The sequence below is a fragment of the Ignavibacteriales bacterium genome, from assembly GCA_026390775.1.
Taxonomy (GTDB): domain Bacteria; phylum Bacteroidota; class Ignavibacteria; order Ignavibacteriales; family Melioribacteraceae; genus Fen-1258.
Genome location: JAPLFF010000007.1, coordinates 1,520,132 through 1,534,279 on the forward strand (window position 1 = coordinate 1,520,132; position 14,148 = coordinate 1,534,279).

Below are 14,148 nucleotides of genomic sequence, written 5' to 3' on the forward strand. Positions count from 1 at the left end.
TCTAATAGCTATATAATAAGTTCCTACATCTCAACCGCAGGGAACCTTATTATCCATAGAGAATGTATCTCATGAAAAAAATTCTAAAAAAAAGTTTTCTTTTAATTGAGAATCGAATTAGATATTATTTTGGAATAAGACAAGAATATTCTGGAATTCAAATTCCCAAAGAATTGCTCAACGAATATTCGATGAATGGTGAAGTTGATGTAGAATATAGTTTTCGAAATGATTTTTATTCCGATAAAACTCCAAGAGTATATACCAAGGCTATGGTAGATTCCTTAATTGAAGATGTAAAAAATGGATCAATTAATTATTATGGTAAAACAGGAAAATGGTTGATAATGGCTTTGAAAAAATATTCTATAAAGGAGCATAACACTGTAGTTATGGGATCAGTAGCCCCACATTGTGAAAGTATTTCCTTGGCATTTGGTGCTAAAAAATGTACTGTAATAGAGTATAATGAAATATTATCAGAACATCCATCTATAATTACTATAAAACCGACCGAGTATGATATTAATAAGATTCAGTTTGATAGCGCATTCTCAATTTCCTCATTCGAACATGATGGACTTGGAAGATATGGAGATCCTTTGGACCCCAATGCTGATTTAATTATGATGAGTAAAATGAAAATAATTCTAAAGCAACGTGGAATAATATTTTTATCAGTTCCAATTGGTAAAGATACTTTTGTCTGGAATGAACATCGCATATATGGAAGAAAGCGACTACCATTACTTATAGAAGGATGGAAATTACTAGATTCATTTGGTTATAAAGATAAATTGCTCGATAAACCAACATATTTTGGAAAAGATTTTATTCAACCTATCTTTGTTCTTCAAAATTTATGAATCTTTAGTAATACATTATTCATATTGAAAAGATAGAAATATCTAGAGGTTTCATTCTCTATATTTTAGTAATGATATTTATTTAATTGTAAAATGTTATGATCTTAAACTAAATTTAACAAATGTGTATCAATTCAAAATTAAGTAAAAATGTTTTTTCCCCAAAAAATTAGAAATATAGAAAAAAATGATCTTGTGCTAGAGGTAGGTCCGGGTGCTGATCCATTCAAAAGATCAGACATTTTATTAGAAAAAAAATTTTCAAATGAAATTGAAACAAGATCTCAACGAGCTGATAAAGGAAAGATAAAAACAAATAAACAAATTGTTTTTTTCGACGGGAAGAATTTCCCTTTCAAAAACAAAACATTCGATTACGTGATTTGTTCCCACGTCCTTGAACATGTTGAGGAAGTTGATACTTTTGTTTTTGAAATAACTCGAGTTGGTAGAAAGGGTTATCTTGAATTCCCAACAATATATTATGACTATATTTATAATTTCGGGGTACATAAAACATTTCTAATATTTTACAATGGGGTTTTATGCTGGATGCCAAAATGTGAAACTAATTTAGATAACTTTTTAGGCGTTCAGACCTTCTTTTACAAGGCTAATTTAGCCGGGAGAAAAAATATAATAAAAGAGTTTAAGAAATATTTTTTCCAAGGATTTGAATGGTTTTCAACACTGAAATCTGAACGAGTTTATGACATAAATAGAATAGTTTATCCGGAACAAGAAGTTCGTTTTAAAGCAACTATCCTCCAGAGATTAAAAAATATATTAAGAAAGAAATAATATTTTGAATAAAATTTATTTAATAAGACATACAACTATTACTATTATTTTGGTTATTATAAAGTTATGATAATCATCCGACTGTGCGGAGGTTTAGGCAATCAACTGTTCCAATATGCATTTGGGAAAAAGCTCTCATTATTTCATAATTCAAAATTACTGTTGGACTTATCGGCATTTAAAAACACGGACCGCTCATTCGAATTAGATAAATTTTTGACAAATTATGAAAAAGCGAAAAATTCTGATATAATTAAAGTTATATTAAAAAATTACAAAAGCATCGGCGAAATTCTTGAATATATCCAATCAAGGGGAGAAAATTATTATAAGATGCCAATATTTAAGGAAAGGTCGTTATCGTATGATGATAATTACCTCCTTTCATTAAAAGATGTATACTTCTGGGGTTATTGGCAGTCCGAAAAATATTTTAAAAGCATAGAAGGTATTTTAAGAAAGGAAATATCTTTAATAAATAAATTGGATGTCCAAAATGCAGAACTGGCAAAACTTATTGCAAATTCTGAGTCGGTCTGTGTGCATATAAGAAACGGCGATTATTTCTACGATGAAAAAATTAGAAATAATATTGGTATTCTCCCTATTGAATATTATTATATAGCAATTGATTGTATTCTCAGGGAAGTAAATAATCCCCACTTTTATATTTTTTCTAACAATATAAAGTGGGTAAATGAGAATTTTAAAATTAAACAACCCCATACTATTATTTCTAATAACAGTGAAAAAAGCCATTTGGACTTGTATTTAATGAGTCAATGTAAACATTTTATTACTGCCAATAGCAGTTTTAGCTGGTGGGGTGCCTGGTTATCTGATGCAAAAAATAAAATAGTGTATACTCCCAATCCGTGGTGTAAAAATCCTTTATACAATCCGGTTGATATTCATCCTTCAAATTGGAAGAAAATATCCGTTAATTTGCTTTAGTGGTCATAATGAAATTCAAATCCTCCAGAATATTAATTAATCTCTTTTCCTTTTTGATCGCCACTATATCGTTTTATTATATCATTAATACTTTAAGCGGTTATGATCTATCTGTCTTTTTTGTAAATGGTATCTTTCTTACAATTATTTATATTCTAATTTTCAGTCTTATTAAATGCATTTTCCTTTTAGTTAATGTTTATATTTTTCATATGATTCTTGAGTATACAAATAATAATAAAATAACTTTGTCGGCAGTTTTAAGCATATATATAAAATCTAATATCACAAAGTATATACCATCGAACATCATACCTTATATTTCAAGAATCTATTTGGGGAATAAGGTTGGCTTGGGGAAAATGAATATTACAATAAGTGGTTTTCTTGAAATATTTCTTGGACTCTCAATCACAGCATTAATTATTTTGATATTATTATTGAGTGGCTTGGCCCAATTTCCCAAAGATGTAAACTTCCAACTCAATTATTCCAAGATATTTTTATTGTGTTTATTTTTTATAATTGGCTCGCTTTTGTTATCCTCGGGATATTTGATATATCTGCATAAAAATAAACGTTTATGGAAATCTGAGATTTATAAAGATTTTAATTGGCTATTTAATAAATGTTTCAATTTCCGGTTTGCGTTGCTATACTTAAAGATATTTGTTATATCATTTGTCTCTTTTATGCTAAGCGGTATAATTTTTTACATAATGGCGTTTTTAGTTTTAAATTTACAACTAAATCCTTCTGATTTTTTTAATATTACAATTTGTCTGGGAATAGCGGGATATTCGGCAATTTTAACACCTGGCGTCCCCGGAGGTATAGGTGTAAAAGAAACTGTTTCCGTAGTTCTTATATCGTTATATGGATATGAAAAGGCTCCTATTATTTTAGCTGTAATTCTAGCTAGAATTACGTTAATTTTTTCGGATATTCTAAGTTATTTCTTTATACAATTATTTGAAAAGTCAAAAAGAAAAAATCCAACTATTACTTAAACAAACGGGTAATAATTTTTACAACAATTTTATTTGGTTTTTCTTTTTTTATATCATTCACTTATAAGAAATCAAAGATTATGATGTTAATAGTTATTCATGTTGTCCAATGAGGATCGATGCCATCACAAGAAGTAGCATCAGTTGGAAAAATCTTGTTATTGTTTAATGTTGGAACATCATAGACGGAAAAACATAGAAAATAAGAGCTGGGTTTAAGATATTCAAATCAAAGGAACACTTAAATTGTCCAACATGCTTTGGAATATCACTATTTCTAAGATACAAATTTAAATGAGGTACATAATTATGCAAATTAGAAAAAGTTTATGGAAATCTAAATGATTAGAAGAGAGCTTAGAATTATATTTATATTTCTAATAATTTTGTTTCACTGTATTATTTTCGTTCCGTTTATTTTAAACAATGGATTTACATATGATGATTGGGCTGCTGTATTGAAAGGGATAAACAATAAGACCTACTTAACGACTTTACAATCATGGTATCCATTCATGATATTCCGCCCATTAGTTCCCCTATTCCTTTCATTAACTTCATTTTTTCAATCAAATCCAATCCCATATAATATTTTAAATCTTATTCTCTATTTCTCTTGGATCGTGATTTTAGGTGAGACATTAAAAAGGGTGTTTGGTTTTACTTTTTTTCTTTTTTTTCTTCTTATAACACCATTATCAGTTATTGCTAATACATGGATATTCAGCGCCCCAATGTTTTTGGGCCTCAATTTCTCCATGATAATGTGGAGTTGTTCATTACTATTGATATTGAAGTCGATTGAGCGTGATAAAAAAAAATATTTTATTATCTCATATTTCTTAATATTCATCGGATGGCTAATTTATGATATGGTCGGATTTTTATCAATCTTTAATATATTGATGGGAACTCTTCTAACCTCAGGCACTAGTTTTTCTTTCAAATCGATATTCAGAAAGTTTCTGAAATATGGAACCCCATTATTTACTATCGGAGTCGTAATTCTTTTATTTCAGAAAATTCTAACTCCCCTACTCGGAGGTGCAAACATGTCCCGGGTAGAAATTAATATTAACACATTGCGACTATTACCATTTTTTGTCGGCGATTATGTTTTTACGCTGCTTATTCAGTTCCCATTATTTTTAATCTCTACAGTGTTTTATCTGCCGCCGATTATTTATGATGTAATGGTTATTATCCCGGTGCTAATCCTGGTTACTTTGTTTCTTCTTTTATTTTTTTTCGAACAAGATGGAAGAGGATTAGATTTGAACTATAAAACGGGATTTCTTATTGCATCATTTTTCATGATCTTTTTCTTGAATGGACTGTTGTTTGCTGTTGCTCAAAATCGAATTGAAATAGGGGGATATAACAATAGGAACCTCCTAGAAGTTTGGATTCTTTTAAGTATCAGTCTCGCTATTATTGCATCCCGATTATCAAGATCAAGATTATTATTTATGTTTCCTTTGATTTTTCTTTTAATGATAAGTTTTATTATTCAGGTTAATCATCGCGGTAAAGCTTATCAATATCAATTGAAGATAACAAAAGACTGTGTCGAAAAAGTGTCTTCTAATAAAATCTTTACTAAGGGTGATATAATAGTTGGCAATATTCCCAAATTCTTAACAGAAAATTACAATAATGAACTAATTTTTGGATCACCTTGGGATTGGGGTTCGGCAATCAATATATACAGTAAAGGTAACATTGGGGGAGGAATTCCAATCACGAGTGAAGGATATTTCAGAAAAGAAGATCCTTTCACCGCCGAATTGCTGGACAAGAAAAAAATAGATGTCTGCCAAGATACTTTAATATATGACGATTGGTTAAAGACAGAGATTAATAAGATTTGGTATTATGAATATGACATAAAATCAGGTAGATCGCAATTATTTAAATTTGGAAGTAAAGATAATGTAAATAAAATATTATTTGAAGAAAACCGTTCCCATAAAATTAATGTTTTCACAAAACCTTTTTATGAGAGAATTAAACAGCCAATCGCAAATTTTGTTGTCAAAAACTTTTTGAAGAAAGAAACAATTTTGCCGGGTAAAAAAAAGTGATTTCTCGAAAGACATATAGTATTTATTTAGATTTATACATCTACCTTTTAGGGTTTCGATCTTAGCTGTAGTTGAAAAGTAACAATTGTTATATAATTTTGGAGCAATAATATGAGTATGGTTATTGGTAATGGAATTATTGCAAATCGTTTTATTGATTACGCTTTGCAGTCACGTTATCTGATTTTTGTGGGTAATGTTCATGATTCGACTACTTGTGACGAAATAGCAATTCGTAATGAGGAAGAGGGGCTTAAAAATGCATTACTAAACAATCAATCGTCTGTTTTTGTTTATTTTAGTCAATGCAGCATTCTTGATCCAAACAAAGCTAATTCTCTTTATGTAATGCACAAGTTTCGTATGGAGAAGTTGATTCAAAATTCTCCAAATGAATACCACATATTTAGGTTACCGCAATTGTTTGGATTATCAAATGAAAAAACAAGCTTAGTCAACTACCTGGTGGATGCTATTGTTGAAGGTAGGAGTTTTGATCTTTGGCGGAATGTCGAAAAAAATCTAATTGATATTGATGACGTGCATCTCATTGTTGATTATATTCTCACTAAAAAAATATATTCTAATCGAATTATTAATATCGCAAGTCCATATAATACTCCTATACTTGAGCTAGTCCAATGTATGGAAAGTTATTTTGGTCATAATGCAAAGTATAGTGCAGTAGACAAAGGAACAAGTTACAAGATTGATATTTCTGAAACGCTAGAGATTATAACTAAGTTAAATATTAACTTTAAGCAAGGCTATATACTTAAAGCGATCAACAAATATTTCCGTCATTTAATTAATAAGCCGTTGCTTTTATCGGTTATAGTGCCTACATATAACGAAGAACATGGTATAGAGGAATTCTACAGACGAACTAAGGTTGTGCTTAAAACTTTAGAACCTAGATTTGATCATGAAATTATTTTTGTCAATGACTTTAGCACCGATAACACTTACAATAAACTTCAAGCTCTAGCTGAAATTGATCATAATATCAAATTAATCAATTTCTCGCGTAATTTTGGTTACCAGATTGCAATTACTGCCGGCATTGACTTTTCACGTGGTGATGTTGCTGTCATTATTGATGATGATTTAGAAGATCCACCCGAGGTGATGCTTAATTTTATTGCAATGTGGAGTGCTGGATTCAAGGTTGTCTATGGTGTGCGTCCTAAAAGACAAGGCGTTAATGTATTTTTTAAGTTATTAGCTAAGATTTACTATCGTCTCATTAATATATTAAGTGAAACTAAAATACCAAACGATACTGGCGACTTTCGCTTAATCGATAGGTTGGTGATTGATAAGTTAAAATTGATGAGAGAAGGAAATCGTTATTATCGAGGGATGGTAGCCTGGGTTGGCTTTTCTCAGATCGGTTGTACTTATGAGCGAGATAAAAGATATGCTGGTAAGTCTACTTTTTCATTTAAAAAATATATTAATTTTGCACTACAAGGGCTAACATCATTTACTGACAAGCCTTTATACTTTGCCAGTTTGTTAGGATTTTTAATTGCAGGAATTGGATTTTTATATGCAATACGCCTAGTAATTTCGAAAATAATAGATCCCTCTTTCGCTATTTCTGGATGGACTTCACTTGTGGTCATAGTGTTGTTTCTTGGCGGAATGCAGCTTTTGTCCATTGGCATTATTGGAATATATATTGGCAAGATATATCAAGAAGTTAAGGGTAGACCTTTATATATTATTGACAAAACCACTAATCTAAATGAATAACTTGTTCTGTTAGCTACAACAGCATTTAATTTAAGAAAGTGGATGCGTAAACTGAAAAATTTTTTTTGACTTATTTTATAAAATTTTGAATTAGACATTTTTAAATTATTGGAGCCGGTTTTTTTCAAATCAAAAGTTCAGAATGCTTTTTTCGCGGTTGACCAATTAAAAGGTGAATTAGTCCTAAATTAAAAATTAGTCGCTCAATAGGTTTTTGGGTAATATCATTTTTAAGGTGTATTTTTAATTGCACTTGCATAATAGGAGAATATCTGGGAGATGGTATTCATTATCAAGCAATAAATTTTAGTGGTTTGGTATTAAAATCAAAATAACGTAAAAACTATTATAAATATACTATAGGATACCAATTTGGAAAGTCTTCTATGCAAAGTTTGTAATTCTACTACCCAAAGTAAATATGGTCTCAATAATATCACAATTTATAAATGCGCTAATTGTGGCCATTATTATTCCTTGCACCCTATAATTTCTGATGATATCTATACAAAAGAATATTTTAATGAAAAACATAAAAATTGGTTTGCTCATCCAGACACAAAACTTTTTGATTTTATAGTAGACCATATAACTGCAAGATGCTCTTATGATGTTAGAATACTTGATGTTGGATGTGGTAATGGTAATTTATTGAGGTATCTAAAATTAAAAGGATTTACTAATCTGTTTGGACTTGATTTATATGATAACAAAATACCTGGTATTACTTTTTATAATGAAAAAATTGAAGATTTTATCTGTAATCAAAAATACGAAGTTATTGTAACAGTAATGACAATTGAACACATTGATAATGTTCAGCAATTTTTTAAGAAAATTCGCGACCTAAGCACACCAAACACAATCTTAATAATTAATACAATTGATAGTAGTAGTTTAATCTATGGTTTAGCAAAATATCTGAAGTACTTGGGTATTGAAACCCTTTTCAAAAGATTATACGATGTTCATCATTTAAACCATTTTTCGGAAAAGTCGTTAAAATATCTTTGCCAAGCTAATGGATTTAAAATTGAAAAATTATTAAAAAAGAACTACCCCTTAAAATCTATTGATTTATCGCCGAAGATCCTGATAATTATGGTAGCATTTCTCAACTTAATGTCCACATTATTTAATAAAGAAATTTCACAAGTACTTTTTTTGTCAAATTGTGTGTCGCCCAATAGTACAGGGAAAAAGTCATGATTTATTAAGAAACACTTTCTGATAATCCCTAATAGATAATTGTTGGTTTATTATGTAATTAATTTTGTTTTTCCTTAACTCTAAAATTTTTCTTTTAATTCTTATTGTTTTCGGTTTGGTAATATAAATAGTCGTTTTTGATGAGTCCGAAAAGTCATTTTTTAAAGATATTACTAAATTGGTAATGTTAATTACAGATCATAGCTGGGGGTATTTTGAACTATTCCCTATATGATTTAAAACTAAATAACATTTACAAATATAAATTTATCTGAAGGTTCATATGCTTATTGTTTTTCATTTAGTTGCAATGCTTTTTTATTCCATATTTGCCGGGTTTGGTTTTGTCGGATTTTTTTCCCTTTCTATGAAAATAGCTAAGAGAAAAGAAATTTGGTTAGTTATTCCGATTGCTGGATACGTATTGTCACAAGTCTTATTTTTTCATTTTTATAAGCTTCTCTCAAATTCCACCCTTAGTGTTCTACTCACAACATTCACTGTCTCAATAATTAATTTCTTATATATTTTTAAGGAACGTAAGAACTTAAGTACAGTATTCTCCGATTTCAGATCCACATGGAAGAAATTTGATAAAGGAATTTTGTTAATTCTTTTTTCAATATTCATTCTTTCTTCTTGGCAATACATAATTATTGGAGAGGGTCATTATTACCATTCAGGAAATGAGGATTATTTTGACGGAGTTTACGGCGGAGACTTATACTACAACAATGTTCCCACAAAATATATTTTTAATGATCTAGCCGGTTCGGTATTTTATACTGCAGTAATTAAATATCAATATTGCAGCCAGGCATTTTGGCGAACCCTTATTGGTCTTGGTGGGCTAGATGGATTTGTTCTTCAAGAAATATTTTGTTTACTATTAACTTCTATCGGAGTTTTTTGGCTTTCTAAGAACGTTTTTGAAATAAAAAAATCAGTAGCATTGTGGATAACTTTCTGGAGTGTTTCAGCGAGTTTTTATTTTTCAACATTCATGACCGGTCATATTGGGTCTATAATGTATGTCTCTGTTATTCCGGTTTTTCTTGGAATATCCCTGCTTTGGATAAGAAAATCTATAAGCTGGCTATGGATTTTATTGCTGGGTTTAATATACTATTTCATTGATAATACTTATCCGGGACCAATTAATCTTTTACTCATCCCATTAGTATTCACTTTTATCCAGGAGCGAATTCTTGGGCCAAGAGATTTTTGGAGTAAGATTCAAAAATTCTTAGGAATCAATTCCGAGGGGAAAATCAAAACGAAAATTAAGGACATTAGTATTTTAAAAGCTCTCACCTTAACATTACTTATTATTATTGGTTTGATCGTTTCAGCTTTTTGGTTATGGGATAGGACTGAAGAGATTAGAATTCTTGCAGTAATGAGGACAGGTGTCAGTTGGAAAATTTCTCTTTTCAAAGAAATGATAATGATATTTTGGGGGATTTACCCCCCTGGATCAGTCGGGACGACTTCAATCCTGCCTCTTTTTATTACGAACAATTTTATAAATAATACTGCCTTGATATTCGGTATTAGTCTTTCTTTAATAGTTTTGATTGCAGCCTTTAAGCTGATAAAATCAAAAAATAAATTGTTTTTATTCCTTTATATAATGCTATTTGTCCCCTTTCTGATTGTAATGCGATTTTTTTGGGGCAGCCCCTATTATTTCTACAAATTTCTCTATGTACACCAATTCATAATTGTAATTGTTTTATTCATCTGGTTATCCGAATATCCCCCCACGCTCAAATTGTGGAAAAGAAAATTTATATTTGTGCTCTTCACGATATTAGCTCTATTAAATGTTTTATGGAACGTTTTACTTGGAATGGATCTATTAGAGAGACCTTATCATAACAAAGAAAAAATAACAGATTTTTTTAAGAATACATCACCCGAGATCATTTCAAAATCCTATTTGGATATTCCTAACGAAGTGAATCGTCTTGCTTTTCAGGCCATATTCTGGGAACGGAAAATCCAACTGTGCCGCAATCGAAATGAATCGGAGTATATAATAAATCTAAGAAATATTAATGTTCCTCTTTACAATTCAGTCGATACAATAAAGGTTCTTTTCGATAATGGATTGCTAAGTATTAGTAAAAATCCCCACAAAAATATCATGACTATTACAACTGCCTATGAGCCAAATTTTTCAGACGATATAAATATCAACTGGATAGGGAACGCGCAAAGTGTATTATACGAAAACATGAAAGATGAAATACATGGGATTTTACAGTATATAAAAAAAAATAAATTAGAGAAGGAAACCTTTTTAGATATTACACAACCTGATATTTATTATCTTTTCTTCAGTACGTTTAAGCAACAGCAAATTAATCTTTGTTCTGATCCGGCGAAATCACGTTACTTTATTCAAATAAGGGGAGCCGCTGCAAATATAACGCTAACTAGAAGTGGTACAATGTACGCAGAAAATTTTGATCAATCGGAATGTTTCTCCAACTCCTATTTTTGTATTAAGCTATTGCCGACGAACAATCGAAAGGTAAATGAATATTGGTCTGGCAAGGATAATTATGTCCCGATCATTAAATTCATTTCGGAACATGGTAAAAAAGTATTTTTAGATTTTCCTCGCGAAGAACCGGAATATTTGTTTTTAAAGGAAAAACTCAATGATTTGGGTATTCAAGTTTGTGAATATCCAGAAGAAACAGAACTTATTTTAAGGTTTGTGTTTTATTCACCCTTCGATGAGTATTTCACAAATACTATTAGCAATAAGAATGAGAAAATAATTGAAGTAGCAGGGCGACCTAGTTTTTGGTACTCTGGAGCATTTAATTCTCACGAGAGATTGTATGATATTGAATTAGTTTTTAGCCCTATTAAAGATAGAATAATTCAAGTGCCCTCACAATTCGAGCTTCCAACACGAGTAAGATTTTCGATGAATGACAATGATTTTAGTTTATATATTCAGAATATTTCTAAGAATGCGAAGTATTTGCGATTGCTTTTTTCCCCAGGACCGAGTATTAATTATGCAGAATTTGATTTGAAAATTAGTGATTTGGCTGGGTTTAATAAAAAATTTCACATTTCTTATCCCAACACTCTAATTGATCTCCCCTTAGATCAATTTAAAATTAGTAACAATCAGATTCGACTCAAATTTACCGGAGAAGGTTTAATTGGAAAATCATTACTTCCCTTAGATGAAAGATTTTTGAATTATTTGCTTACCAATGCGGAATTAACATCCCAGATAGATGAGTATTCATCTTTTATGAAAAAGCAATTAAATTTTAAATCACTTTCTCCGAGTATGAATTATCTAAGCAAGTTTATACAGGTACCAGAACCTAATGATATTATAAGCAATTCAGATACAAATCGGTGCTCACTTGGATTAGGCTGGGATCGTCTGGAGACTTCAGATGGTCATCCTATGCGCTGGGCAGGAAAAGAGCCGGCAGAAATTGTATTAGATAACATTGATAAGAAACATAATATTATACAGCTAGATCTTGAAGCGGGACCGGGCTGCGGTGGTAAACCTCTCAAATTAAAAATTTACCATAAAAACCAATTGATTAAAGAAGAGGTTGTTTCGGGCAGAAAAAATATTGAATTGCAATTACCTGAAGAAATATACAAGGATAATAAAGAGCAAATAATCTTAAAACTGGTAGCAGAAACAGAAAATGCGAAGATTGCCTCCGATCCAAGAGTGTTGAACTTTAGAGTATTTAATATTTCCCTCAAGGAAGCGGTACCCCAACAAAAAACAATAGTTGATAAAATGAATTTTGATAAGATAAGCCTTGGTAATGGTTGGTATCCGTTTGAAACTTATTATGGCGAATCTTTCCAATGGGTTGGAGGAAAACCTGCTGAGATTATATTTAAAAATTCCGATAATAATTTAGGAACATTAAAACTTGATCTGGAGCCTGGTCCAAGTTGCGGTGGAGAGTCGCTAAAGCTCGACATTTACCTAAATGATAAATTAATAAATGAAAATAAGCTTCTGACTAGAAAGATTTTCGAAATAAATCTAAAGAACTATAAGAACAACTTAAAAGATGGGAATAATGTAATAAAACTTGTTCCTTCATCTAAAAATATTAATGTACCGGGGGATCCTCGCATGCTTAATTTTAGAGTGTTTAGCATCAATTATATGCAGCAATGAACAATCAATTTTATTTATTGTGAGAAATATTCATTAATACTTTTAAAACGATCATTGATTAAGTGAAAATAAAATTTTCTAAACCGCTGATTTTTATTATCGCAATTATTTATTGGGCCTTCTGTAGCCAATATCATGTAATTGTTACGGAAATCCTTACCGATTGGATGGAAACCCCTTATGGGAGATTCCTTCCGAGGGATTATGTTTACGAGTTTGCAGCTTTCCTTGTAATAATTCTTGTAATTTTTGTCGTCTATCGATTTATAAAAGGGACCAGAAAAACCGCAACACTTCTCTATTGGCTGTTTGTATTTATCTCAATAATATTATCATATAGATACTTAATAACCGCTCCGATTGAGATAGTTCACTACCCGCAGTATGCAATCTTGTCAATACTTTTAGCACTCTCACTTGATCCTAAGAAAGATAAATTTTTTGTCATAAGGATATTATTAATAGTAACTCTTCTAGGTATAATAGATGAGGCATACCAGTATTTATACCTTACAAAGAAGTCTTCAGACTATCTCGATTTTAACGATTTTTTATTAAATCAAATAGGTGCTGCAATAGGGATTATGATGTATTATGGATTTATCAAAGAACCTGTCATAGTGGAGAGTGTATATAAAATAAGTTTTTCGATGAAAAAAATAATTATGTCACTTATAGCTTTGACTATTTTATTTACCCTTTTGAATGCTCGAATTTATTTCCGTACTTCAAAGGAGATCGAACCCGGTGGATTTACAGTTAAGGAAGGAAAAACAGTTTTTTATTTGGAGAGAAAACCGGGAAAATATGGCAATTGGGTTGAAGATGATAAAGGTGCCGGATATTTTTTCATTTTGGATCCAATTCTAGGAATATTGTTTATGATTTTATATGGAGCCTTATTCGGAACATTTGATAATAGGTTTTACAGTAGTGTCATTGAAATTTTTGATAAGAAAAAAAAGTTCTTCAAATAATGTTGTTAAAGTTAAAGAATAGGTTTTAGATTTTATAAAGTATCAAGAATTCTATTAAGACAATTTAATGTTTTACATAGAATGATCGACTTTCAAATCATTCATTCTCCCCTCAAAAGCTACTTCCATCTTGACCTGCCCCCATTAAGTGATCCACTTTTATGTTCGTAAAAAGTATATTTGAAGTGCACCCCGTTTCGGGTCCAATATGAATGAGAATTTAATTAACAAAATATTTCTTGACACTGTGTAACAATCGTGCTACATTTAAGTAGAGATTAAAAATATTAGGTGTGA

8 protein-coding genes are annotated in these 14,148 nt (G+C 30.4%); all 8 read left to right on the top strand.

Annotated features, from left to right (window positions below; genetic code table 11):
- Positions 1–71 precede the first annotated feature (71 nt).
- The 8 genes from NTZ27_11880 to NTZ27_11915 all read left to right on the top strand — a co-directional run bounded on the left by NTZ27_11880 (position 72) and on the right by NTZ27_11915 (position 13,851).
- Entirely contained in the window at positions 72–866 is a 795-nt protein-coding gene (locus NTZ27_11880; protein ID MCX6175443.1) for a DUF268 domain-containing protein, read from the top strand.
- Positions 867–1,016: 150 nt separating this feature from the next.
- Complete coding sequence (locus NTZ27_11885) at positions 1,017–1,667, top strand: methyltransferase domain-containing protein (GenBank protein ID MCX6175444.1); 651 nt, start codon at positions 1,017–1,019, stop codon at positions 1,665–1,667.
- A gap of 216 nt (positions 1,668–1,883) precedes the next feature.
- A complete protein-coding gene (locus tag NTZ27_11890; protein ID MCX6175445.1) occupies positions 1,884–2,621 on the top strand; it encodes an alpha-1,2-fucosyltransferase in 738 nt (245 codons plus the stop codon).
- A gap of 2,347 nt (positions 2,622–4,968) precedes the next feature.
- Complete coding sequence (locus tag NTZ27_11895) at positions 4,969–5,715, top strand: hypothetical protein (GenBank protein ID MCX6175446.1); 747 nt, start codon at positions 4,969–4,971, stop codon at positions 5,713–5,715.
- A 111-nt stretch (positions 5,716–5,826) separates the two neighbouring features.
- Positions 5,827–7,473, top strand: coding sequence for a glycosyltransferase (locus NTZ27_11900; protein ID MCX6175447.1), 1,647 nt, complete (start codon positions 5,827–5,829; stop codon positions 7,471–7,473).
- A gap of 372 nt (positions 7,474–7,845) precedes the next feature.
- Positions 7,846–8,682, top strand: coding sequence for a class I SAM-dependent methyltransferase (locus NTZ27_11905; protein MCX6175448.1), 837 nt, complete (start codon positions 7,846–7,848; stop codon positions 8,680–8,682).
- A 283-nt stretch (positions 8,683–8,965) separates the two neighbouring features.
- Positions 8,966–12,874 (top strand): hypothetical protein, encoded by a 3,909-nt coding sequence (locus tag NTZ27_11910; GenBank protein ID MCX6175449.1) that lies wholly within the window; start codon positions 8,966–8,968, stop codon positions 12,872–12,874.
- Positions 12,875–13,041: 167 nt separating this feature from the next.
- Positions 13,042–13,851, top strand: coding sequence for a VanZ family protein (locus NTZ27_11915; protein ID MCX6175450.1), 810 nt, complete (start codon positions 13,042–13,044; stop codon positions 13,849–13,851).
- Positions 13,852–14,148: the final 297 nt, after the last annotated feature.